This window comes from Streptomyces sp. NBC_01089, assembly GCF_045162975.1.
Classification (GTDB): Bacteria; Actinomycetota; Actinomycetes; order Streptomycetales; family Streptomycetaceae; genus Streptomyces.
Genome location: NZ_CP108660.1, coordinates 5588021 through 5612966, shown reverse-complemented (window position 1 = coordinate 5612966; position 24946 = coordinate 5588021). Strand labels below are relative to the sequence as shown.

Annotated in this window: 17 protein-coding genes; 7 read left to right on the top strand and 10 right to left on the bottom strand. The window is 71.4% G+C overall.

Annotated features, from left to right (window positions below):
- Positions 1–49 precede the first annotated feature (49 nt).
- Both OG510_RS25255 and rbsD read left to right on the top strand, forming a co-directional pair.
- Positions 50–955, top strand: a complete 906-nt coding sequence (locus OG510_RS25255; RefSeq protein WP_406139768.1) for a ribokinase — start codon at positions 50–52, stop codon at positions 953–955.
- Positions 952–1341 (top strand): D-ribose pyranase, encoded by a 390-nt coding sequence (gene rbsD, locus OG510_RS25250; RefSeq protein ID WP_406139766.1) that lies wholly within the window; start codon positions 952–954, stop codon positions 1339–1341. The genes OG510_RS25255 and rbsD overlap by 4 nt, the downstream gene beginning before the upstream one ends.
- 86 nt (positions 1342–1427) lie before the next feature.
- Here rbsD and OG510_RS25245 read toward each other — a convergent pair whose 3' ends face one another.
- The 6 genes from OG510_RS25245 to OG510_RS25220 all read right to left on the bottom strand — a co-directional run bounded on the left by OG510_RS25245 (position 1428) and on the right by OG510_RS25220 (position 8585).
- Positions 1428–2306 (bottom strand): geranyl diphosphate 2-C-methyltransferase, encoded by an 879-nt coding sequence (locus tag OG510_RS25245; protein WP_406139765.1) that lies wholly within the window; start codon positions 2304–2306, stop codon positions 1428–1430.
- 16 nt (positions 2307–2322) lie between these two features.
- Positions 2323–3615, bottom strand: a complete 1293-nt coding sequence (locus OG510_RS25240; RefSeq protein ID WP_406139763.1) for a family 2 encapsulin nanocompartment cargo protein terpene cyclase — start codon at positions 3613–3615, stop codon at positions 2323–2325.
- Positions 3616–3750: 135 nt separating this feature from the next.
- Positions 3751–5160 (bottom strand): family 2B encapsulin nanocompartment shell protein, encoded by a 1410-nt coding sequence (locus OG510_RS25235; RefSeq protein ID WP_406139762.1) that lies wholly within the window; start codon positions 5158–5160, stop codon positions 3751–3753.
- Between the two features lie 274 nt (positions 5161–5434).
- Entirely contained in the window at positions 5435–6232 is a 798-nt protein-coding gene (locus OG510_RS25230; RefSeq protein WP_406142538.1) for a sugar phosphate isomerase/epimerase family protein, read from the bottom strand.
- Between the two features lie 32 nt (positions 6233–6264).
- Positions 6265–7437 (bottom strand): dihydrodipicolinate synthase family protein, encoded by a 1173-nt coding sequence (locus OG510_RS25225; protein ID WP_406139760.1) that lies wholly within the window; start codon positions 7435–7437, stop codon positions 6265–6267.
- Positions 7434–8585 (bottom strand): Gfo/Idh/MocA family protein, encoded by a 1152-nt coding sequence (locus OG510_RS25220; protein WP_406139758.1) that lies wholly within the window; start codon positions 8583–8585, stop codon positions 7434–7436. Before OG510_RS25220 ends, OG510_RS25225 begins: the two co-directional genes overlap by 4 nt.
- 148 nt (positions 8586–8733) lie before the next feature.
- Between OG510_RS25220 and OG510_RS25215 the strand changes: the two genes are divergently transcribed.
- The 3 genes from OG510_RS25215 (at position 8734) to OG510_RS25205 (ending at position 12830) form a co-directional block, all read left to right on the top strand.
- Positions 8734–9795, top strand: coding sequence for a LacI family DNA-binding transcriptional regulator (locus OG510_RS25215; RefSeq protein ID WP_406139756.1), 1062 nt, complete (start codon positions 8734–8736; stop codon positions 9793–9795).
- A 136-nt stretch (positions 9796–9931) separates the two neighbouring features.
- A complete protein-coding gene (locus OG510_RS25210) occupies positions 9932–10744 on the top strand; it encodes a sugar phosphate isomerase/epimerase family protein (RefSeq protein ID WP_406139755.1) in 813 nt (270 codons plus the stop codon).
- Positions 10745–11003: 259 nt separating this feature from the next.
- Positions 11004–12830, top strand: coding sequence for a glycoside hydrolase family 3 protein (locus OG510_RS25205; protein WP_406139753.1), 1827 nt, complete (start codon positions 11004–11006; stop codon positions 12828–12830).
- 93 nt (positions 12831–12923) lie between these two features.
- Here the strand turns inward: OG510_RS25205 and OG510_RS25200 are convergent, their stop codons facing one another.
- The 4 genes from OG510_RS25200 to OG510_RS25185 form a co-directional block, all read right to left on the bottom strand.
- Positions 12924–14357: a S28 family serine protease gene (locus OG510_RS25200; protein WP_406139751.1), complete on the bottom strand. Its 1434-nt coding sequence runs from the start codon at positions 14355–14357 to the stop codon at positions 12924–12926.
- A gap of 98 nt (positions 14358–14455) precedes the next feature.
- Positions 14456–14905, bottom strand: coding sequence for a hypothetical protein (locus tag OG510_RS25195; RefSeq protein WP_406139749.1), 450 nt, complete (start codon positions 14903–14905; stop codon positions 14456–14458).
- Between the two features lie 105 nt (positions 14906–15010).
- A complete protein-coding gene (locus tag OG510_RS25190) occupies positions 15011–16162 on the bottom strand; it encodes a hypothetical protein (RefSeq protein ID WP_406142537.1) in 1152 nt (383 codons plus the stop codon).
- A gap of 209 nt (positions 16163–16371) precedes the next feature.
- Positions 16372–20163: an ABC transporter ATP-binding protein gene (locus OG510_RS25185; RefSeq protein ID WP_406142535.1), complete on the bottom strand. Its 3792-nt coding sequence runs from the start codon at positions 20161–20163 to the stop codon at positions 16372–16374.
- A 790-nt stretch (positions 20164–20953) separates the two neighbouring features.
- Here OG510_RS25185 and OG510_RS25180 point away from each other — a divergent pair.
- Together OG510_RS25180 and xdhB are read left to right on the top strand one after the other, a co-directional pair.
- Positions 20954–22438 carry a xanthine dehydrogenase small subunit gene (locus OG510_RS25180; protein WP_406139747.1) on the top strand — a complete coding sequence of 495 codons (1485 nt, stop codon included), beginning with the start codon at positions 20954–20956 and terminating at the stop codon, positions 22436–22438.
- Positions 22435–24945 carry a xanthine dehydrogenase molybdopterin binding subunit gene (xdhB, locus tag OG510_RS25175; protein ID WP_406139745.1) on the top strand — a complete coding sequence of 837 codons (2511 nt, stop codon included), beginning with the start codon at positions 22435–22437 and terminating at the stop codon, positions 24943–24945. Before OG510_RS25180 ends, xdhB begins: the two co-directional genes overlap by 4 nt.
- The last annotated feature ends 1 nt before the right edge of the window (position 24946 follow it).

The window sequence follows — 24946 nt, the reverse complement described above, 5'->3', positions numbered from 1 at the left end:
CACGCGGCCCCGTCATCGCTCTTTGCACTCTTTCGAAAGCAGGACAACCATGTACGACTACGACCTGCTGGTCGTGGGGTCGGCCAACGCCGACCTGGTGATCGGCGTCGAACGCCGCCCCGCGCCCGGCGAGACCGTGCTCGGCTCCGACCTGGTCATCCACCCCGGCGGCAAGGGCGCCAACCAGGCGGTGGCCGCGGCCCGGCTCGGCGCCCGCAGCGCCCTGCTGGCCAGGATCGGGGACGACGCCAACGGGCGGCTGCTCCTGGAGTCCCAGCGTGCGGCGGGCGTCGACACCGTCGGCGTGCTCGTCGGCGGCGCGCCCACCGGCGTCGCCCTGATCACGGTGGACCCCTCGGGCGACAACAGCATCGTGGTCTCCCCCGGTGCCAACGCCCGGCTCACCCCGGCCGACATCCGCGCGGCGGGCAGCCTGTTCGAGGCCGCCGGGGTGGTGTCGACGCAGCTGGAGATCCCGCTGGAGTCGGTCACCGAGCTGGTGCGGGTGCTGCCGTCCGGGACCCGGTTCGTACTGAACCCGTCCCCGCCGCAGCCGCTGCCCGACGAGATCCTCGCGGCCTGCGACCCGCTGGTGGTCAATGAGCACGAGGCCAGGACCGTGCTGGGCGACACGGCGGGCGACTCCCCCGACGAGTGGGCGCGGGGACTGCTCGCGCTCGGCCCGCGCTCCGTGGTGATCACGCTGGGCGCGGCGGGAGCGCTGGTCGCCGACGGCCGTACGGGGACGAGCGCCCACGTACCGAGCCTCAAGGTCGACGCGGTGGACACCACCGGTGCGGGCGACGCCTTCACGGCGGCGCTGGCCTGGCGGCTCGGGCTGGGCGAGGACCTGGCGCAGGCCGCCGCGTTCGCCGCGCGGGTGGGTGCGACCGCCGTCACCAGGCCCGGTGCGCAGGAGTCCTATCCGACCGCCGACGAGGTACGGGCGGAATGAAGAAGTCGGGAATCCTCAACCGCCGGCTCTCGGGCGCCCTGGCCGAGTTGGGCCATGGCGACGGTGTGCTGATCTGCGATGTGGGGATGCCGGTACCGCCCGGCCCGCGCCTGGTGGATCTGGCGTTCCGCGCCGGGACCCCGTCGTTCGCCGAGGTGCTCGACGGCCTGCTGGCCGAGCTGGTCGTGGAGGGTGCGACGGCCGCCCAGGAGGTACGGGAGGCGAACCCGGCGACGGCGGAGCTGCTGGACGCCCGCTTCCCCGGCCTGAACCTGGTCCCGCACGACACCCTCAAGGGCCTGACGGCCGGCACCCGCCTGGTGGTCCGCACCGGCGAGGCGCGCCCGTACGCGAATGTGCTGCTGCGGTGCGGGGTCTTCTTCTGAGCGGACGCACCTGAGCGGACGCCCCCGGGCGGACGCACCACGCAGGGGCCCGGTCGATCGACCGGGCCCCTGCTGCTGCCGCCAGGTCAGACGCGGTCGGCCGCGATCAGCAGATACTGGAAAGAGCCGTCCTTGTACGAGTTGATGAACGCCTCCTCGATCCCGGTGACCAGCGAGGACGTGGCCCGCAGCTCCCAGTAGGGCAGAGTCGTGGCCGTCAGGTCGATGATGGTCTGCGGGACGAGCCGGTTGTCGGCCATGGCCTTCAGATACTCACGGCGCGAGTGGATGTTGCACTCGAAGTGCGCGTTGATCTGCGAGACCCACTTCGACGGCTGGCCGTAACGCGGGTTCCAGCAGCCGGTGATGGTCACATAGCGGCCGCCGACCCCGAGGATGCGGGAGTGCTCGGCGAAGAGGTCGTCCAGATCGACGTACATGCTCGACTCGTTGTTCCACGACCCGGCGGCCTGCCCCGTCTCGAAGGGCGTGTCGAGCATGTTGCACACCCGGGCGCGGACGTGGTCGTCGATACCGAGTTCGCGTGCGCGGCGGTTGCCGAAGTCGGCCTGCTTGGCGGACAGCGTGACGCCCTCGACCGTGCACCCGAACCGCTGGTGCGCCATCACCATCGAACCGCCCCGGCCGCAGCCGGCGTCCACGAGCGTGTCGTTCCGCCCGATGGATCCGAGCTGGTCCAGGAGGACTTCGGCCTGCGCCGACTCCAGCCGGTGGAGCTCGGCGATCAGCTTCTTCTCGTACTCGCTGTCGCGGGCGTCCCCGAGGGCGGCGTGGTCGACATCGCCGATGCCGTAGTGGTGGTGGTAGAGCCCGTCGACGTCACCGAGACGCAGATTCACGGGCCTGGCCTCCGTGTCCCAGTAACGGGCGATGTCACCCTGGTAGGGCGACGCCGGGGCCGGGACGAAAACGGAGGCGTCGGTGGTGAGCTCGGTGCTGGTCATAGTGAAAGTCCGCTCCTTACCAGAAATCGGGCAGGCTGTATCGGTAGGTGTTGGTCTGGTGCCAGTAGTGGTTGCCGTCGACCCACGCGGCCACGCCCCGGAGGAAACGCAGCACACCGGGGACGGGGCAGTCGGCAGCCAGGGTGGCGGCTTCGTCCTCGAAGCCATGCATGAGGTCGTTGTGTACCTCGACCGCCTTCAGATAGGCGTCCCGGTCGGAGACCCCCTCACGTTCGGCGATCACCACGGGCAGGTTCAGGTGGGTGCCTGGGCCGTCGAGCTCCTTGGTGTACGAATACAGGTCGTTGACGATCGTGGTGGCGTTGCCCGCGAGCGCGATGACCCGCTGCATGGCCGGCTGGGCGTGCAGGTCGGCGGGGAGTTCGTAGCCGCCGACGGTGTCGGTGATGGTGGGGCAGGGGCGGAAGTTGTTGAACTGGCGCATCGCCAGGTACTCCCACACCTCGGGCACATGGTCTTCCTGCGCCCACGCGGCCTCGGCCAGATAGCCGAGGTGCAGCCGGGCCATGTCGTGCCGGTACCGGTCGGTCTGCGAAGGGGTGGCCTGCCGGGTGAAGTACTCCATGGCGGAGCGGTAGGCGCGCCGGGGCGCGTCCGACTGCAGCGACCGCACCCAGTCCGGCTCGTACTCCTGCGTGGTGTGCAGGGGGTCGAGAGCCGTGTGGGCCAGCAGCAGGCGGCTGCCGAGGCCGATGGGCGATCCGCCGTGGTCCTCGCAGTAGCAGTCGTCGACCGCGTTCTCGGCGACCATCAGGCGGGTGGCGACCATCAGATGCTCGACCGTGGGGGCGTCCGGGTGGCAGGCGACCATGTAGCGGCCGACGGAGAAGCCGTCGAACTGGTCCTCCCACTCCGGTGGGTACGCCTGGACCTCGTCCACCGCCCACGCCTTGATCCGCCGGCTGACCTCCTCCACGCGCGCCGGGTCGGGGGGCGGCACCGGGTGGTGGTAGAGGCCCGGGATCGGTGTGCCCTCTTCGGGCCGCTCGGGCTCCGGCCGCTCGGGCTCGTGCTGCTGGGGCTCGGCAGGAGCGGGCGGCTCCGCGCGCCGCCCCAGGTGCAGACCCGCCGTACCCAGACCGCTGGGGCCGCACAGGATCCGTTGCAGGGCAGCGCTCGGCTGCAGAGGAGAAGGCCCGGGATCGGGCATCCGTGACTCCTTAGCTCCTTGGTCAGACGGGTGGACCGGCCGGATCGGCAGGGCCGGCCGGACTGGTCCTAGGGCGTGTCCGCAAAGTCGCGTCGTTGCCCGCAGGGCGGGCGCGCGGCGTCCGGTGCGTTCCCCCAAGCTCTGCGAGCAGGGGGTTCCCCCACTCGGCGTGCCGGGCGGAAGTCCTCGTACTGGACGTACTCGGGCTTTCGCCCGGTGCGGCGAGAGTGCGTGCCGGGCGTCGCGCGCCAGACGCGACTTTGCGGACACGCCCTAGGGCCTGCGGGCGATCTGTACGTTCTCCAGCACGCCGAGCGCGTCGGGCAGCAGAACGGCGGCGGAGTAGTAGGTGGTGACCAGGTACGAGATGATCGCCTGCTCGTTCATGCCCATGAAGCGCACCGACAGGCCCGGTTCGTACTCCTCGGGCAGGCCGGTCTGCCGCAGGCCGATGACGCCCTGGTTGTCCTCGCCGGTTCGCATGGCGAGGATCGAGCTGGTGTTCTCCTTGCTGATGGGGATCTTGTTGCAGGGCAGGATCGGGACCCCGCGCCAGGCCGGGACCTGCTGGCCGCCGAGGTCGACGTGGTCCGGGTAGAGCCCGCAGGCGTTGAACCCGCGCCCGATCGCCGCGATCGTCCTGGGGTGGGCGAGGAAGAGCTTGGTGCCACGGCGGCGGCTGAGCAGCTCGTCGAGGTCGTCCGGGGTCGGCGGGCCGGACTGGGTCTGGATCCGCTGCTTGAACGCGGCGTTGTGGAGCAGCCCGAACTCGCGGTTGTTGACCAGCTCGTGCTCCTGGCGTTCCCGCAACGCCTCGATGGTGAGCCTGAGCTGCTCCTCCGTCTGGTTCATCGGCCCGTTGAAGAGGTCGGCGACCCTCGTGTGGACCCGCAGAACCGTCTGGGCGACGGAGAGTTCGTACTCACGCGGCTGGAGTTCGTAGTCGACGAAGGAGCCCGGCAGCTCGGCCTCGCCGGTGTGGCCTGCCGACATCGCGATCTCGGCCTCGCCGTGCCGGGTCTGCGGCCGGTCGGCGAGCGAGCCGAACCGCTGGATGTGCGCCTGGAGACCCGGCGCCGCGGACAGCACGGAGTCGAAGTCGGCGCGGGACAGCGTGAGGAGGGTCCCGGCGGTCTCGGCCGTGGCGGTGTAGTCCCACCTCGCGTCGGTGTCCAGCAGGGCGTTCTCACCGAACCGGTCGCCGTCGGCGAGCAGGGCGACGGAGACCTCGTCGCCGTACTTGCCGGCGGAGGTCTGCTTGATCCGGCCGTGGGCGATCAGATGGATCTGCTCGGCGGGGCCGCCGCGCTCGGCCAGCACCTCACCGGCGCGGAAGTCGCGCTGGACACACCGGTCGGCGATCGCCTTCAGTACGTCGACGTCGTCGAAGCCGCGCAGCAGGGCCAGTTCGCCCAGCTCGCGCGGGACCACCCGGACCCCGGCGCCGTCCTGGACGAACTCGATGACCCCGTCACCGACGGTGTAGCTCAGCCGGCGGTTCACCCGGTAGGCGCCGCCCTTCGTCTCCACCCAGGGGAGCATCCGCAGCAGCCACCGCGAGGTGATCTCCTGCATCTGCGGGGCGGACTTGGTGGTGGTGGCGAGGTTACGGGCGGCCGCGGTACTCAGACTCGACTGCGCGGACGGCTCCAGCTGTGCTTCCGGGCCGGTCTCAACGGTCATCGGGCGGGTTCTCCTTAGCGACGGCGGCGGTCGGCGCGGGCGCACCGGCCACGGAAAGCGGAAATAAGCGGATGAACCGCTGGCAATCCGTCCAGATCCATGGGAACGCTAACGGGCTCAGCGCCCAACTCGCCCGGGCCACCGGCGGAGTTACCTCGATACGGCGATCTCGGCCCGCATGACGTTTATCAGGTGACCGACAGTATTCAGCCGAACACAGAAGGGCGGCCGGACAGGTGCTGTCCGGCCGCCCTTCCCGCTCCGCCCCGGCTCGCTACATCGCGTACCGCACGAACCGCTCGGCGGTCTCCCGCAGCAGTTCCACGCCGTCGCGCGCCCACAACTCCTCGTTGAACAGCTCCACTTCGACCGGTCCCGTGTACCCGGCCGCGTCCACCCGCTCGCGCCAGCCGCGCAGGTCGACCGAGCCCTCGCCGAGCCGGCCGCGGCCGTTCAGCACCCCGGCCGGCAGCGGAGTGGTCCAGTCCGCCAGCTGGAACGTGCAGATGCGGCCACCCTCCCCGGCCCGTGCCACTTGCGCGGGCGCCAGGTCGTCCCACCAGATGTGATAGGTGTCCACGGCGACGCCCACCTGGTCGGCCGGAAAGCGTTCTGCCAGTTCCAGGGCCTGCGTCAGGGTGGAGACGACACAGCGGTCGGCGGCGAACATCGGGTGCAGCGGCTCGATCGCGAGACGCACCCCGCGCTCGGCCGCGTACGGGCCCAGCTCGGCCAGCGCGTCCGCGATCCGTTCCCGTGCGCCGTGCAGGTCCTTCGAGCCGGCCGGGAGGCCGCCCGAGACCAGCACCAGCGTGTCCGTGCCCAGCGCCACCGCCTCGTCGACCGCCCTGCGGTTGTCCGCCAGGGCCGCCGCCCGCTCGGCCGCGCCCGTCGCGGTGAGGAAGCCGCCCCGGCAGAGCGTGGTGACGCGCAGGCCCGCGTCCCGTACGAGTGCGGCCGCCGCCTCCACCCCGTACCGCTGGACCGGCTCACGCCACAGTCCGACCCCGGGCACGCCCAAGTCCACGCAGGCGGACACGAGTTCCGGGAGGCCGAGCTGCTTCACCGTCATCTGGTTGATGCTGAAGCGGGTGAGGTCTGCGGTCACTGCGCGACTCCGTACACACTGAGCAGGGATTTCATCCGGCTCTCGGCGAGCGCCGGGTCGGGGAACAGACCGATGCGGTCGGCCAGTTCGTACGCCCGCGCCAGATGCGGCAGCGAGCGCGCCGACTGGAGGCCGCCCACCATCGTGAAGTGCTCCTGGTGCCCGGCCAGCCAGGCGAGGAACACCACGCCCGTCTTGTAGAAGCGGGTCGGGGCCCGGAAGAGATGCCGGGACAGCTCGACCGTGGGGTCCAGGAGGTCGCGGAACCCCTGGGTGTTCCCGGTGTCCAGGACCCGGACCGCCTCGGCGGCCAGCGGGCCCAGCGGGTCGAAGATGCCGAGCAGGGCGTGGCTGAAACCGCGCTCGTCGCCCGCGATCAGCTCGGGGTAGTTGAAGTCGTCCCCGGTGTAGCAGCGCACCCCGTCGGGGAGCCTGCGGCGCAGGTCCACCTCGCGTTCGGCGTCGAGGAGCGAGACCTTGATGCCGTCCACCTTGTCCGGGTGGGCGGCGATGACGTCGAGGAAGGTGTCGGTGGCCGCGTCCAAGCCGGACGAGCCCCAGTAGCCGTCGAGCGCCGGGTCGAACATCGGGCCGAGCCAGTGCAGGATGACCGGCTCCGCGCACTGGCGCAGCAGATGCCCGTAGGTCTCCAGGTAGTCGTCGGGGCTCTTCGCCGCGGCGGCGAGCCCGCGCGAGGCCATCAGGATCGCCTGTGCGCCGGTCTCCTCGACGACGGTGAGCTGGTCCTCGTACGCCTCGGCGACCTGGTTCAGCGTCACCTCGCCCGGCGGGAGCTGGTCGGTGCCGACGCCGCAGGCGATGGCGCCGCCCGCCGCCTTCGCCTCGGCGGCCGACCTGCGGATCAGCTCGGCGGCGACCGGCCAGTCCAGGCCCATGCCGCGCTGCGCGGTGTCCATGGCCTCCGCCACACCGAGCCCGTGGGACCACAGATGGCGGCGGAAGGCGAGCGTGGCGTCCCAGTCGACGGCGGGCGGGCCGTCGGGCGACACATCGGCGTACGGGTCGGCGACGACGTGCGCGGCGGAGAAGACCGTACGGGAGGCGAGCGGCGCACCGCCCGCCGTGAACGCGGCGGGTGCGGTGCGGGGGGTGTAGGCGTACGTACCGCCGGAGCCCGCACCGCCCGCGCGTGGCAGCAGGATCGTCACAGCGAGATCTCCGGTACGTCGAGCCGGCGGCCTTCGGCGGACGACTTCAGTCCCAGCTCGGCGAGCTGCACTCCGCGCGCACCGGCCAGCAGGTCCCAGTGGTACGGCTCGTCGAGCGCGACGTGGCGCAGGAACAGCTCCCACTGGACCTTGAAGCCGTTGTCGAAGTCGCCGTTGTCCGGGACCTCCTGCCACTGGTCGCGGAACGCGTGGGTGGCGGGCAGGTCCGGGTTCCAGACCGGCTTCGGGGTGGAACCGCGGTGCTGGACACGGCAGTTGCGCAGCCCCGCGACGGCCGAGCCCTCCGTGCCGTCGACCTGGAACTCGACCAGCTCGTCGCGGTTGACCCGCACCGCCCAGGAGGAGTTGATCTGGGCGACCGCGCCGCCCTCCAGCTGGAAGACGCCGTACGCGGAGTCGTCGGCGGTCGCCTCGTACGGCTCGGACCGCTCGTCCCAGCGCCGCGGGATGTGGGTGGTGGCGAGCGCCTGTACGGAGGTGACGCGGCCGAACAGCTCGTGCAGGACGTACTCCCAGTGCGGGAACATGTCCACGACGATGCCGCCGCCGTCCTCCGCGCGGTAGTTCCACGAGGGGCGCTGGGCCTCCTGCCAGTCGCCCTCGAAGACCCAGTAGCCGAACTCGCCCCGGACGGACAGGATCCGGCCGAAGAAGCCGCCGTCGATGAGCCGCTTGAGCTTCAGCAGCCCCGGCAGGAACAGCTTGTCCTGCACGACGCCGTGCTTGATCCCGGCGGCCGCGGCGAGGCGGGCCAGCTCCAGGGCGCCGTCGAGACCGGTGGCGGTGGGCTTCTCGGTGTAGATGTGCTTCCCGGCGGCGATGGCCTTGCGCAGCGCCTCCTCGCGGGCGGATGTGACCTGGGCGTCGAAGTAGATGTCGACGGCCGGGTCGGCGAGGACGGCGTCGAGGTCGGTGGACCACTGGTCGATGCCGTGCTTCTCGGCCATCGCCCGGAGGGCGTGCTCACGGCGGCCGACGAGGACGATCTCGGGCCAGAGCACGGTGCCGTCGCCGAGATCGAGGCCTCCCTCCTCGCGGATCGCGAGGAGGGAGCGGACCAGGTGCTGGCGGTAGCCCATCCGGCCGGTCACGCCGTTCATGGCGATCCGCACTGTCTTACGTGTCACGAAAGGTCCCTCCACGGTCCCGCACGGTCATAGCAAGCGCTTTCTACGCGCTATGAAGCTAACCTGCGCACACCGGCCCCGACAAGGGATCGCGTGAATCGCGTGAATCGCGTGACAGGAGATGCGGGCGAGTGGCACGGAGGCAGAAATGACAGCGACCCTCTCGGATGTCGCGGCCCGCGCACGGGTCTCCCCGGCGACGGTGTCGCGCGTGCTCAACGGCAACTACCCGGTGGCGGCGGCCACCAGGGAGCGGGTGCTGGCGGCCGTGAACGAGCTGGACTACGTCCTGAACGGCCCGGCCAGCTCACTCGCCGCCGCCACATCCGACCTGGTCGGCATCCTGGTCAATGACATCGCCGACCCGTTCTTCGGGATCATGGCGGGCGCGGCCCAGTCCGAGATCGGCGGCCAGGAGGGCAGCGGGCGCGCGGGCGGCGAAAAGCTGGCAGTCGTCTGCAACACCGGCGGCTCCCCGGAGCGCGAACTCACCTATCTCACGCTCCTCCAGCGCCAGCGCGCCGCCGCCGTCGTGCTGACCGGCGGCGCCATCGAGAACCCGGAACACACCGCGGCGGTCTCCGCGAAGCTCGCGAAACTGACCGAAGCGGGGACGCGCGTGGTCCTCTGCGGCCGCCCGCCGATCCCCGGCAGCGAGTCAGCGGTGACCGCGCTGCCCTTCGACAACCGGGGCGGCGGGCAGCGGCTCACCGAGCATCTGCTCAGCCTGGGCCACCGGCGGATCGGTTACGTGGCCGGTCCCGCCGAACGGACGACGACCCGCGACCGTCTCGCGGGCCACCGGCTGGCACTGGCCGCCGCCGGCCTGCCGGACGGCCGGTCCCGCCTCACCGTCCACGGCCCGTACGACCGCCGCTCCGGCTATGACGCCACGCTGGAACTGCTGCGCAGGGAACCGGGGTTGACGGCGGTCGTGGCGGCGAACGACACGGTGGCGCTGGGGGCGTGTGCCGCACTGCGCGAGCAGGGGCTGCGGATCCCCGAGGACGTCTCGGTGGCCGGTTTCGACGATCTGCCGTTCTCGGTGGACGCGGTACCGGCGCTGACGACGGTGCGGCTGCCGCTGTACGAGGCGGGGGCGCGGGCCGGACGGCTGGCGATGGGCCGGGAGGCGGTGCCCAGGGGCGGGGTCGCGGTGGTGCGGGGCGAGCTGGTGACCCGCGCGTCGACGGCGGCGCCCGGCCGGTGACGGCGGCTTCTGGCCGGTGACGGCGCCTTCTGGACGCCGACGGACGCGCCGGGGTGGCGGGGCGCCGGGGACAGGCCCGGTGGACCAATGATGTGCTGGCACCTGCAGCTCTCAGCCTTCAGGAAGGAACAGTGCGTTGAAATTCGCGTTCTCCACCCTCGGAGTGCCAGGTATCACCGTCCCGGACATGGTGCGGCTCGCAGCGGACAGCGGCTATCAGGGGGTCGAACTGCGCGCCCACGCCGAGGAGGCACTGCACCCCGGCACCGGGCTGCGGGAACGGGCCGCGGCGGCCGAGGAGTTCGCCCGCGGCGGCGTCGAGATCCTCGGGGTGGCCGGATACGTACGGGTGGCCGCGCCCGGCGACGACACCCAGATCGAGGGCGACCTCGCCGAGCTGGTCTTCCTCGCCGCCGACCTCGGGGCCCCGTTCGTCCGGGTCTTCCCCGGCGGTGGCGGCCAGGAGCCGGCCGAGGCGGACGCGGCGGCCGCCCGCAGGCTGGGCGCGGCCGCCGAGGTCGCCGCCGACAAGGGCGTACGGATCCTCCTGGAGACCCATGACTCGCACCGCACGGGCGCCGACGCGTCCCGGGTGCTGGGCCCGGTCGGCCACCGGAACGTCGGCGCCCTCTGGGACGTGATGCACACCTGGCTGGGCGGTGAGACCCCGGCGGCCAGCCACGCGGTCCTCGCGCCGCATCTCGGCTACACCCAGGTCAAGGACATCGCGTCGGCCGAGGACACCACACCGCTACCGCTCGGCGCCGGGGTGCTGCCGCTCGCCGAGTGCGTGGAGCTGCTCGCGCCGGACGGGGGGTGGCTCTGCTGGGAGTACGAGAAGCGGTGGTACCCGCAGGCGGCCGAGCTGCCGGGGCTGCTGACGGCGGGCCGGGAACACCTGGAACGGCTGGCCGGGGGCGGCGGCGCGGGCCGGACACCCTCCAGGTAACCGCGGGCGCCGTCCGGGTAACCGCGGGCGCCGTCCGGGTAACCGCGGGCGCCGTCCGGGTAACCGCGACCGACCGCGGGCGCCCCACCCGTACGACGAGCCGGGCCGGACCGGTCCAGGACGGCCCGGCCGCGGGCAAATGGGCCAACGCCGCTCCGATGCGGCCCGCACCCTTGACCTGGCAGTTAGTTTCCGGATATCGGTGCTGCTGGAAAGTTTCCTTCAGATTCCTTGCGCAGCATGGCCGGAAGGGGCACCAGTGCAGTACCGCACCTCCAGACGCTCTCTGCTCACCGCTACCGCGGCCGCGGTAGCCACCGCAGCCACGGGCGCCACGGCGCACGCCGATCCCCGCCGCCCCGGTCCTGATCCCAGCGGTCACGACCGGCAGCTCAAGAAGCTCATCGGCCGCATGAGCATCGAGGAGAAGGTCGGCCAGCTCTTCGTGATGCGGGTGTACGGACACTCCGCCACCGCTCCCGACCAGGCCGACATCGACGCCAACCTGAAAGAGATCGGCGTCCGCACCGCCGCCGAGCTGATCGCCAAGTACCACGTCGGCGGCATCATCTACTTCAGCTGGGCGAACAACACCCGCGACCCGCACCAGATCGCCGCGCTCTCCAACGGCATCCAGCGCGCCGGTCTCGCCCAGCACACCCCCGTACCGCTGCTGATCGCCACCGACCAGGAGCACGGCATCGTCTGCCGGGTCGGCTATCCGGCCGCCCTCTTCCCCGGCGCGATGGCGCTCGGCGCCGGGCGCTCGCGCGACGACGTCCGTACGGTCGGCCGGATCTCCGGTGCCGAGCTGCGGGCGATCGGTATCCGGCAGGACTACTCGACGGACGCCGACGTCAATGTGAACCCCGCCAACCCGGTCATCGGCGTCCGCTCCTTCGGCTCCGAACCGGCCGCCGTGGCCCGGCTGGTCGCCGCCGAGGTGCAGGGGTACCAGAGCTCGCAGGTCGCCGCGACCGCCAAGCACTTCCCCGGCCACGGCGACACCGCGGTCGACAGCCACACCGGGATCCCGGTCATCACCCACACCCGTGAGCAGTGGGAGAGCATCGACGCCCCGCCCTTCAAGGCCGCCGTCGCCGCCGGGATCGACGCGATCATGACGGCGCACATCCAGTTCCCCGCGCTGGACCCCAGCAACGACCCGGCCACCCTGTCCCAGCCGATCCTCACCGGCATCCTGCGCGAGGAGCTGGGGTACGACGGCGTCGTCGTCACCGACTCGCTGGGTATGCAGGGCGTACGGGACAAGTACGGCGACGACCGGGTGCCGGTGCTGGCGCTCAAGGCCGGCGTCGACCAGCTGCTGAACCCGCCGGACCTCGACACCGCGTGGCACGCGGTGCTCGCCGCGGTGCGCGGCGGGGAACTCACCGAGAAGCGGATCGACGAATCGCTCCTGCGGATCCTGCGGCTCAAGAACCGGCGCGCACTGTTCAGCAGCCCGTACGTGCCCGAGACCCGGGTGGACCGTACGGTCGGCATCCGGTCCCATCTAATGTCGGCCGACCGGATCGCCGAGCGGACCACCACCCTCCTGGTGAACGAGGCCAAGCTGCTGCCGCTCTCCCGGCGCCGGGCCGGGAAGCTGCTGGTCGTCGGCCCCGATCCGGCGTCGCCCTCGGGGACGACGGGCCCGCCGACCACGGTGCTCGGCAAGGAGCTGACCGGACTCGGCTTCACCACCACGGTGCTCCCGACCGGCACCGCGCCCACCGCCGCCGTGATCAAGAGCGCGGTGGCCGCCGCCGCGGGCAAGGACGCGGTGCTCGTCGGCACCTATGACGTGGCCGCGGGCGACGCGCAGACCAAGCTGGTGGCGGCGCTGGTCGCGACCGGGGTCCCGGTGGTGCAGATCGCGGTCCGCAACCCGTACGACATCGCCCAGCTCCCCGGTGTCCGGGCCGCGCTTGCCACGTACAGCTGGACGGACGTCGAACTCCGGGCGGCGGCACGGGTGATCGCGGGCCGGGTCGCGCCGCGCGGTCTGCTGCCGGTTCCCGTCCAGCGCGCGGACGATCCCGCGAAGGTGCTGTATCCGGTGGGGCACGGTCTGACGTACTGACCGCCCGGCAACAGCTGTGCCCGCCGCGGGACTTCGCGGCGGGCACAGTGCGACCGGTCCCTGTTCAGGGCCGGTTGGTTCGACGGGACGGGGTCACGGCCGCAGCGACCTGTCCCGCTCCAGGCCCTTGCGGTCGAGCGTCGCGTCGTACGCGGCGAGCGGCTTGGCCCGCTGCGGGTCGGCCCGCACCGCGGCCGGTGCGACTCCGGCCCAGGCCAGAATGCGCGCGGTGGCCTTCGCCTTCTCGGCGGGGGCGAGACCGTCGACGTTCGCGCCGTGGTTCATCCCGGGCGCGGTGAACACATAGCTGTCGTCCGGGTGCTTCCCGACGCTGAAGCGCTCGGCGCCCCAGGGGTCGTTCTGCCCGTACACGTACAGCATGTGGTGGGCGTGGTGCTTCACCCAGTTGTCCACGTCGGCCATCACGCCCGGCTGGAAGCGCATCGAGATGGAGCGGGGAACGAAGTGCCGCGGCGGCTGGTAGCCGTAGCGGCTGAGGTTGCCGAGCCAGGGCTGCTTGATGTCCGGCGAGCCGAGCTGGGTGCCGGCCTGGTAGTAGTACGGCGTGTACGCCTCAAGCCCCTGGTCGGTGTAGAAGGAGAACCCGGAGATCGTGTCGACGGAGTCCCAGATCTCCAGGTCGGTGGCGTGCGGGGCGTCGGCGGGGACGGTGTCGCAGTCGGAGAGCAGGCTGTACTGCCAGAAGCCCCAGATGTAGTCGAGCACCACGGCCTCGTACGCCTTGTCGAGCGACCCGACGGTGGTGAAGGTGTAGCCGTTGTCCTTCGCGTACTGGGCGTACTTCTTCTCCAGCGGCCCGCGGCGGACGAGCGCCTCACGCTGGACGCCCTCCAGCCGGTCGCGGCACTCCTTGGTGCCGACGGTGCTCAGGAACCGGTCGTACGCCGAGTCCTCGTCGTTGGCGACGTCGTCGGGCGCCACATACGCGACGACCCCGTCCATGTCCTTGGGGTAGTAGCGCTCGTAGTAGGTGGCGGTCATGCCGCCCTTGGAACCGCCGGTGGTGAGCCAGTTCCGGGTGTAGATCTTCTTGAGCGCCGTGAACAGCCGGTGCTGGTCGCTCGCGGCCTGCCAGATGTCCAGCTTGGACCAGTCGGCGGGCTCCGGCCTGGACGGTGTGAAGTAGCGGTACTCCAGTGACACCTGGTTGCCGTCGACGATACGGGTCGGCTCACTGCGGCTGGGGGTGGTGGAGACGTTGTACCCGCCGGTGTAGAGGACGGTCGGCCGGCTGGTGTCCTTGTGCAGCAGGGTGAAGCGCTGGTTGAAGGTGCCCTTCGACGGGTGCCGGTGGTCGATGGGCTGGGCGTACTGGAGAACGAAGAAGCGGTAGCCCGGGTAGGGCTTCTCCTCGATCAGACTCATGCCGGGGATCGCGAGGATCCGGGCCTTGATGTCCGGGGTGTCCGGTCCTGCGGCGGTGGCCGCACCGGCTGATGCCCCCGCCGCACTCAAGGTGCCTATGAGCACCACGAACGCGAGCAGCCATCTGAGCGCCTTGCGCATTCAGCCCTCCCCTGGGGATCACAACGAGTAGCCGCGAACCTAGCCGGGGTAACACCAGGCACGCCAGACCCAGTTGACCATCCGGGGAGATCACCCGCTCAGCACAGGAACCAGCCGGACGCCCCCTTCTTGCCGGAGACCGCGCCCACGGCCCGGACACAGCGGTGTACCGCACGGACCTTCACCGGCCCCGCCAGACGGGTGAAACGGCCGCTGTCGGAGACCGGCCTGCCCCCGCGCGCCTGGAGCTGGACGGACATCTGCCTCCTGGCGCCCGGGTTCTTGGCGAGGGTGACGGCGCAGACGGACTGACCGCTCCGGTAGACCTGGAGCCGTCCGGTGGCGAAGCCCACGGACCTGACCAGATGTCCGGGGCAGCTCGACGCGGCGCTCGCCGGCTGGGCGCCCGTCCCCACCAGGGCCAGCGCCACCGCGGCCGCCGCCGTCAGACCGGCGGCCCAGCGGGCGGTCATCGGGCCGCGGACGGCTCCGCGCACCGGTTCACGTACCGGCGCGTGCCCCGCCCCGACCTCCGGCTTTCGCCGCAACTCGAACACTTCTTCCCTTTCGGTCGCGCAGACGTATGTGTGTACGGACGCAAGGGACAGTCGGCTGGTTGCACCGCAGAACCGGACAGACGGGACCCGCGGCGGTCACCGTTCCGAATCCACCACCAGCGGGGCCCCCGCACGGGCCCGGGGTCTGCGCCGGCCGCGTACCCCGCCCCGGTCGCCGCGCTCACGGACCGGCCACAGCAGGACGTACGCCGTGGACAGCGCCACGAACCCCAGCCGCAGCAGACCGCGCACCGCGTCGTCCGGGACGACGAAGACACTGCCGTACAGCGTCAGCAGCGCCAGCCAGCTCCACCACGGCACCAGCCTGCGCTGCCCGATCACGTCCCACAGCAGGGTGCCGAGCAGCACCGAAGCCGTGTAGTACGTGTAGACGCTCGGGTCGAGCACGATCCGGGCGTTGGCGCCGAGCAGGACCACCGCGGGCCAGCGGCCCCGCCAGACCGCCACCGTACCGAGCACCAGGCCGAGCGCGGCCTGCGCGGGGCGGTCCCAGCCCGGCGTCTCCGGGTCGCCGACGCCGAGCCAGCGCAGGGCGGACGCCGGATGGTTCGGAATGGCGAACTTGGCCGCCGCGAAGGACTGCGGATCGCCGACGAAGAACGGCAGCCAGGCGACCGCCACCAGGCCCCCGCACCACAGGGCGGCCCGCAGCCAGTTCCGCCGGGGCAGGGCCAGCAGCAGCGGCAGGAAGGCCAGCGCGGTGGGCTTGGAGTCCATCGCCAGGGCGAGGCAGGCACCGGTGGCCGCCGGGTTGCCCCGGGTGACGGCCCGGACCGCGAGGGCGGTGAAGAACAGCGCCAGTACGTCGTCCAGGTGCCCGAAGCGGACCGCCACCTCGATCCACATCGGGATGAAGGCGAGCCCGGCGATCAGCACCCGCTGGCGCAGCCGCTGGTGGTTGGTGCCGGTGCCCAGCAGATGGTGGGCGGCGCTGCGCCCGGCCAGTACGACGATGACCAGGCCGAGCAGGGACATCAGCGCGGCGGCGAGGAACTGGCCGGTGGCCTCGGGGAACGGGTTGAACAGTCCGGCGGCGAGGAAGCTGACCGGGCCCATCTGCAGCTCGGGGTGGTGGGCGTAGAGATTGAGACCGCCGGTGCCGTCGCCGCCGGGGCCCTGGTAGATCAGCTCGCCGCCGGTGTGCAGATAGTGCCAGGAGAATCCGCCGTGCGGCTCCACCACGGCGAACCACAGCACCGTCCAGGCGGTGAGCAGCACCAAGTGCATCCGCTGACTGATCGTCGGCACCGTATCTCAGCTCCCGCGTCCGGTGTGTGCGCTGTCGGGGCTGCACATCCCGGTATGGAAGAGGGCCGAACGGGAGGAAAAGTTGTCCCGGCGGCGGACGTGCGGCCCCGGCAACGCTCTCATCCCGCGCGCACGGCGCCGCCATGAGGTCCCGCCGGCGGTGCTCGCCGGCGGGACCCGCGCCCTCCTTACACGACCACCTCGGCCGGCTCCCCCACGAAGGTCCGCCACAGCTGTGCGTAGCCTCCGTCCAGGGCCAGCAGCTCCTCGTGCGTACCGTCCTCGACGACCCGGCCGTGGGCCATCAGCACCACCCGGTCCGCCCGTGCCGCTGTGGTCAGCCGGTGGGCGACCACCAGCGTCGTCCGCCGTCCGGCGATCCGGTCGGTGGCCTGGTTGACCTGCGCCTCCGATGCCAGGTCGAGCGCGGCTGTCGCCTCGTCGAGCAGCAGGATGTCCGGGTCGACCAGTTCGGCGCGGGCCAGTGCGATCAGCTGGCGCTGGCCCGCCGAGAGGTTGCGGCCGCGCTCGGCGACCTCGTGGAGGTAGCCGCCCTCCAGGGTCGCGATCATGTCGTGCGCGCCGACCGCCCGCGCCGCCGCCTCTACCTCGGCGTCGGTCGCGTCCGTGCGGCCGTAGGCGATGGCGTCACGGACCGTGCCCGCGAAGAGGTACGCCTCCTGCGGGACGACCCCGAGCCGGTGCCGGTACGCCGTCATGTCCATGTCCCGCAGATCGGTGCCGTCGGCCGTGACCCGGCCCGCTGTCGGGTCGTAGAACCGCGCGACCAGCTTGACCAGCGTGGACTTGCCCGCGCCGGTCTCCCCGACGAAGGCGACCGTCTGCCCGGCCGGGATCCGCAGATCGATACCGCTGAGCGCTGTCTCGGGCTCGCCTTCGCCGCCCGAGGCGCCCGAGGCGCCGGAGCCGTCGGAGCCGTCGGAGTCGGCAGCGCCGCCGGGGCCATCAGGTCCGTCGACAGCGCCGTACGCGAAGGAGACGCCCTCGAAGGCGATGTCGCCGCGCAGTGCGCCGACTTCCAGCGGCGCCGCGCTCTCCTCGGTCGACGTGGGCTCGACGAGCAGCTCCTGGATGCGCTTGAGCGAGACGGTGGCCTGCTGGTAGCCGTCGAAGACCTGGGACAGCTGCTGCACGGGGGCGAAGAACAGGTCGATGTACAGCAGGTAGGCGACCAGGGCCCCCGTGGTGAGCGTTCCGGCCTCGACCCGGTGCGAGCCGACGATCAGCACGGAGGCCGCGGCCACCGACGACAGCAGCTGGACGAAGGGGAAGTAGACCGAGATCAGCCACTGACCGCGGACCCTCGCCTGCCGGTAGTGGTCGCTGCGGCCGGCGAAGCGGCCCGCCCCGGTGGACTCGCGGCGGAACGCCTGCACGATCCGCAGCCCGGAGACGGACTCCTGGAGGTCGGCGTTGACGACGGAGACCCGCTCACGCGCCAGCTCGTACGCCTGGACGCTCTTCCTGCGGAAGAAGTACGTGGCGACGGCCAGGAACGGCAGCGTCGCGAAGACGACGAGGGCCAGCTGCACATCGATCACGAACAGCACCACAAGGATGCCGAAGAAGGTGACGACCGAGACGAACGCGGTGACCAGGCCGGTCTGCAGGAAGGTGGAGAGCGCGTCGACGTCCGTGGTCATCCGGGTCATGATCCGGCCGGTCAGCTCGCGCTCGTAGTAGTCGAGGCCGAGCCGCTGGAGCTGCGCGAAGATCTTCAGGCGCAGCGTGTACAGGACGCGCTCGCCGGTACGCCCCGTCATCCGGGTCTCACCGGTCTGCGCCAGCCACTGGACGGCCACGGTGAGCAGGCCGAGCGCGGCCGCCGTCCAGACCGCGCCGGTGGCGAGCTTGGTGACGCCCTGGTCGATGCCGTGCCGGATCAGCACGGGCAGCAGCAGCCCCATGCCCGCGTCGACCGCGACCAGGAACAGGCTGATGAGCAGGACGGGCCCGAAGCCGCGCAGCAGCCGCCGCAGCCCGTACGAGGTCTCGGCGGCGACCGCGTGCGTCTCGTCCACGTCGGGGGTGTCGGTGGCGGGCGGCAACGCGGCGACCTGGGCGAGCAGTTCGGGTGTCGCGGGCATCCCGCCGGGGGCCTGGGCGCCATCGGCGCCGGGGCCTGTTCCGGTCACCGGGCTCTCGTTGCGGACCCAGAGCGGTGGGGTGATGCCCCGCTCGACGTCGAACTCGGCGTCCAGTTCCTCGCGTACGGAGGTGTCGTCCGGCTCGTCCGCCGCCGGCACCGGGTGGCCGGGCGAGACACCGCCCAGCTCGTCCGGGTCGGTCAGCAGCTGCCGGTAGAGCGCCGAACGCTCCTCCAGCTCCGCGTGTGTGCCGATGTCGGCGAGCCGGCCGCCTTCGATGACGGCGATGCGGTCGGCGAGGTTGAGGGTGGAGCGGCGGTGTGCGATGAGCAGGGTGGTGCGGCCTGCCATCACCCCGCGCAGCGCCTCGTGGATCTCGTGCTCGACGCGGGCGTCGACGGCGGATGTGGCGTCGTCCAGGAGGAGCAGCCTGGGGTCGGTGAGGATGGCGCGGGCCAGTGCGATGCGCTGGCGCTGGCCGCCGGAGAGGGTGAGGCCGTGCTCGCCGACGGTGGTGTCGTATCCGGCGGGCAGTTCGGCGATGAAGCGGTCGGCCTGGGCGGCGCGCGCCGCGGTGCGGATCTGCTCGTCGGTGGCGTCGGGGAAGCCGTAGGCGATGTTGGCGCGGACGGTGTCGGAGAAGAGGAAGCTGTCCTCGGGGACCAGGCCGATCGCGGACCGCAGGGATTCCAGGGTGAGTTCGCGTACGTCGTGGCCGCCGATGAGGACCGCGCCGTGCGAGACGTCGTAGAAGCGCGGCAGGAGCAGCGAGACGGTGGACTTGCCGCTGCCGGACGAGCCGACGACGGCGACGGTCTCGCCCGGCGCGATGGTCAGCGAGAAGCCGTCGAGCACCGGCCGGTCGTCGGTGTATCCGAAGGAGACGCCGTCGAACTCGACGGTGGCCTCGGCGTCCGCCGGGAGCGTCTTGGTGCCGTCAGGGATGGAGGGCTCGGTGTCGATCAGCTCAAGGACGCGCTCGACGCCCGCGCGGGCCTGCTGGCCGACGGTCAGCACCATGGCGAGCATCCGGACCGGGCCGACGAGCTGGGCCAGATAGGACGAGAAGGCGACGAACGTGCCGAGGGTGATCTCGCCCCGGGTGGCCAGCCAGCCGCCGAGCGCCAGCATCGCGACCTGGCCGAGTGCGGGGACGGCCTGGAGCGCGGGCGTGTAGCGGGAGTTCAGCTTGATGGTGCGCAGCCGCCCGGCGAAGAGCCTGCGGCTGACCGCGCGGAGCTTGCCGGTCTCCTGGTCCTCCTGGCCGAAGCCCTTCACCACGCGTACGCCGGTGACGGCTCCGTCGACGACACCGGCGACGGCGGCGGCCTGCCCCTGGGCGTACCAGGTGGCGGGGAAGAGCCTGGCCCTGCTGCGCTTGGCGATGATCCACAGGGCGGGCGCGACGGCCACGGCGATCAGGGTCAGCAGCGGCGAGAGCCAGGCCATGATGCCGAGCGAGATGAGGAAGAGCAGCACGTTGCCGAGGGTCATCGGCAGCATGAAGAGCAGCCCCTGGATGAGCTGGAGGTCGCTGGTGGCGCGGCCGACGACCTGCCCGGTGGACAGCTCGTCCTGCCGCCGCCCGTCCAGCTTCATGATCGTCCCGTACATCTCGGTACGGAGGTCGTGCTGGACGTCGAGCGCGAGGCGGCCGCCGTAGTAGCGCCTGACGTAGGTGAGGACGTACACGACGACGGCCGAGGCGATCAGCAGCCCCGTCCAGACGGCGAGGGAACGGGTGCCGTTGCCGATGACGTCATCGATGATCACCTTGGTGACCAGCGGGACGAGCGCCATGACGGCCATCCCGGCGAGCGACGATCCGAGGGCCAGCAGCACATTGCGCCGGTACCGCCAGGCGTACCCGATGAGCCGGCGCGCCCAGCCCTGCCGCTGCGCTCCCCCGGCCCCTGCTGTTCCGGTTCCGGCCGCCCCAGCTGCCCCGGCCGCCCCGGCCGCCCCGGGTTCCGGCGTACCGCTCCGCGCGGGGCCGCGCCCCGTACCGTCCTGCCGCTGTTCGTGCTGCTGTTCGTGCTGCTGCGCGCCGGCCTGCTGCGCGGGATCCTGTTGCGCGGCGTCCGCCACTGGTGCCTCCCGTTGTCTCATGCCACCGGAAGGAACCAACACGGCGACCTGGGGATTTCATCCCGCTGCAACATTCCGGGGTGCAGGTCCAGCCGAACGACGTACGGGAACCGGTCCATGGGCCTAGGACCGTTGACCCGCCGTCCGGCCGCCCTCTCCGGGAGCCGCACCGGGATCGTCACCGCGGACGGGATTTGGTCGGTCATCCAAAAAGCAAGATCAACTTCTCTTGACCTCGGTGGATCCAACCACTAGCTTTCGGTGGAAGTAGACCTGTGACCACGGAAGGAGGCGACCGGCAGATGTACACCTGCTCTGATCTGGCTCGCCTCGCCCGCCTTACGGTCTGGGCTCCGGGTCAGGTCGCGCACGGCTGCTGAGCCGCCGTTCTGATGGTGCCCCTCCGCGGCACATTTCTGGTTTTCCCTCACGCTCATCCTTTCCCGGCACAGCGCCGACGCGTGCCGGTGTGCGCCCGCCTGTCTTATGACGTGGCGCGTCCGGACATAGAAAGCTGCCTGAAAGTGGCAAACATGATGAATCGACCTGCCCTGCGGCGAAACGAAGGCCCGTCGTGGTAGCGGCGCGGATCACGGTGAACGGGAAGGAAACCCCGCTCGCACCGGCCGCACCCCACACCACGGTGCTGGATTTCCTGCGCGACCGCGGCCTCACCGGCACCAAGGAGGGCTGCGCCGAGGGCGAGTGCGGGGCCTGTTCGGTCCTGGTGGCCCGGCCCGGCGTCAACAAGCCCACCGACTGGGTGGCGGTCAACGCCTGCCTGGTCCCGGCCGCGGCGCTGGACGGCCAGGAGGTCATCACCTCCGAAGGTCTCGCCACCCCCGGCCAACCGGGAACGCCGCCCGAACTGCACCCGGTACAGGAGGAGATGGCGGTACGCGGCGGCTCCCAGTGCGGTTACTGCACACCGGGGTTCATCTGCAGCATGGCGGCCGAGTACTACCGCCCCAACCGCTGCGCGCACCAGGAGCCGGGAGACACGGCCGACAGCACCGACGCCGAGCACGGTCCCAACGGTTTCGATCTGCACGCGCTGAGCGGAAACCTGTGCCGCTGCACCGGTTACCGCCCGATCCGCGATGCCGCGTTCGCCGTCGGGGCACCCGCCGACGAGGACCCGCTGGCGCGGCGTCGCGAGCAGTCGCCGCCCGCACCGGCCGCCACCGAATACACCCGGGACGGCAGCACCTTCCTGCGCAGGAGCACGCTGGCCGAGACTCTGCGGCTGCTGCGCGAGCGGCCCGACGCGGTGGTTGTGGCCGGCTCCACGGACTTCGGCGTCGAGGTGAACATCCGGTCCCGGCGGGCGGATTGCGTGATCGCCGTCGACCGGCTGTCCGAGATGCGGGAGCTGCGGGTCGAATCCGACCACATCGAGATCGGGGCGGCGCTGACGCTCACCGAGATCGAACGCCGCCTCGATGGCAGCGTCCCACTCCTGGCCGAGCTGTTTCCGCAGTTCGCGTCCCGGCTCATCCGTAACGGAGCGACCCTGGGCGGCAATCTGGGGACCGGCTCGCCCATCGGTGACAGCCCGCCCGTACTGCTCGCGCTGGAGGCGTCGGTGGTGCTCGCCGACGCCGACGGCGAGCGCGAGGTCCCGCTGGCGGACTACTTCACCGGCTACCGGCAGAGCGTGCGCCGCCCCGGCGAGCTGATCCGCGCGGTACGCGTCCCGCTCCCGCTGTCGCGGGTCACGGCCTTCCACAAGATCGCCAAACGGCGTTTCGACGACATCTCCAGCGTGGCCGTCGCCTTCGCGCTCGACATCGAGGGCGGGGCCGAGGGCGGGATCGTCCGCAGGGCGCGCATCGGCCTGGGCGGCGTGGCCGCCACCCCGATCCGCTCCCTGGCCACCGAGGCGGCCCTGGAGGGCAAGCCGTGGACGGCCGAGACGGTCGAGGCCGCGGCCCCCGTGCTGCGGGCCGAGGGCACACCGATGAACGATCACCGCGCCAGCGCCGAGTACCGCTCCGCGATGCTCGGCCAGAGCCTGCTGAAGCTGTACGCGCAAACCACTGAGGCGGTGCCGTCATGAGCCATCTGTCCGAGATTCCCGAGAAGCCCGTCGTGGGCGTCTCGATGCCGCACGAGAGCGCCTTCCTGCACGTCACCGGTACCGCTCTCTACACCGACGACCTGGTCCAGCGCACCAAGGACGTCCTGCACGCCTACCCGGTCCAGGTGATGAAGGCCCGCGGCCTGATCACCGCGCTGCGCACCGGGCCCGCGCTGGCCGTGCCGGGTGTGGTGCACGTACTGACCGGTGCCGATGTGCCCGGTGTCAACGACGCCGGCATGAAGCACGACGAGCCGCTCTTCCCCGACGAGGTCATGTTCCACGGCCACGCGGTCGCCTGGGTGCTCGCCGAGACCCTGGAGGCGGCCCGGCTCGGTGCGGCGGCCGTCGAGGTGGAGATCGACGAACAGCCCTCCCTGATCACGCTGAAGGACGCGATCGCGGCCGGCAGCTATCACGGCGCCCAGCCCGTGATGCTGGCCGGGGACACCGACGCGGGCTTCGCCGAATCCACGCATGTGTTCACCGGCGAGTTCGAGTTCGCCGGCCAGGAGCACTTCTATCTGGAAACGCATGCGGCGCTCGCCCAGATCGACGAGAACGGGCAGGTGTTCATCCAGAGCAGCACCCAGCACCCCTCGGAGACCCAGGAGATCGTCGCGCACGTACTCGGTGTGCCCAGTCACGAGGTGACGGTGCAGTGCCTGCGGATGGGCGGCGGCTTCGGCGGCAAGGAGATGCAGCCGCACGGGTTCGCGGCCATAGCCGCGCTCGGCGCCAAGCTGACCGGCCGGCCGGTCCGGTTCCGGCTCAACCGGACGCAGGACCTGACCATGTCGGGCAAGCGGCACGGTTTCCACGCCGAGTGGCGGATCGGCTTCGACGCGGACGGCCGCATCCAGGCCCTGGACGCCACCCTGACCGCGGACGGCGGCTGGAGCCTGGACCTGTCCGAGCCGGTGCTGGCCCGTGCGCTCTGCCACATCGACAACACCTACTGGATTCCCCACGCCCGCGTCGCCGGCCGCATCGCCAAGACGAACACGGTCTCCAACACCGCCTTCCGCGGGTTCGGCGGACCGCAGGGCATGCTGGTGATCGAGGACATCCTGGGCCGCTGCGCACCACTGCTCGGCCTGGATGCCATGGAGTTGCGGGAGCGCAACTTCTACCGGCCGGGCCAGGGCCAGACGACACCGTACGGACAGCCGGTCACGCAGGCCGAACGGATCTCCGGCATCTGGCAGCAGGTCCAGGACGACGCCGGCATCGCCGACCGCAAGCGCGAGATCGCCGCGTTCAACGCCGCGCACCCGCACACCAAGCGGGCTCTCGCGGTCACCGGCATCAAGTTCGGCATCTCGTTCAACCTCACCGCCTTCAACCAGGGCGGCGCGCTGGTGCTGATCTACAAGGACGGCTCGGTCCTGATCAACCACGGCGGCACCGAGATGGGCCAGGGCCTGCACACCAAGATGCTGCAGGTGGCCGCGACCACGCTCGGGATCCCGCTGCACAAGGTCCGGCTGGCCCCGACGCGTACCGACAAGGTGCCCAACACCTCTGCCACCGCCGCCAGTTCGGGGGCGGACCTCAACGGCGGGGCGGTCAAGAACGCCTGTGAGCAGCTGCGCGAGCGGCTCCTTCAGGTGGCCGCCTCCCGGCTGGGTGCGAACGCGTCGGACGTACGCATCACCGAGGGCGTCGCGCGGGCACTCGGCAGCGACCAGGAGCTGGCCTGGGACGACCTGGTGCACACCGCGTACTTCCAGCGGGTCCAGCTGTCGGCGTCCGGTTTCTACCGGACCGAGGGGCTCCACTGGGACGCGAAGACCTTCAGGGGGTCGCCGTTCAAGTACTTCGCCCACGGCGCCGCCGCGACGGAGGTGGAGGTCGACGCCTTCACCGGCGCGTACCGCATCCGGCGGGTGGACATCGTGCACGACGTCGGCGACAGCCTGTCCCCGATGATCGACATCGGTCAGATCGAGGGCGGTTTCGTCCAGGGCGCGGGCTGGCTCACGCTTGAGGACCTGCGCTGGGACACCGGCGACGGGCCGAACCGGGGCCGGCTGCTGACCCAGGCGGCCAGCACCTACAAGCTGCCGAGCTTCTCCGAGATGCCCGAGGAGTTCAACATCACGCTGATGGAGAACGCCACCGAAGAGGGCGCGGTCTTCGGGTCCAAGGCGGTGGGCGAGCCTCCGCTGATGCTGGCCTTCTCGGTACGGGAGGCGCTGCGGCAGGCCGCCGCCGCGTTCGGGCCGGACGGGATCAGCGTCGAGCTGGCCTCGCCCGCGACGCCGGAGGCGGTGTACTGGGCGGTCCAGGCGGCGCGGCAGCAGGGAGACGCGTCCGGGCTGAACGGCCACGCGAACGACGGCTCCACCACCGGCCGTACCGCGAACGGGCAGACGGTGAACGGCCAGGCCGCGAACGGCCGGACTGCGAACGGGCAGACCGCGAACGGCCGGGCCGCGAACGGCAAGGTCCGAACCGACGCAGAAGCCTTGAGCGGTGCCTGAC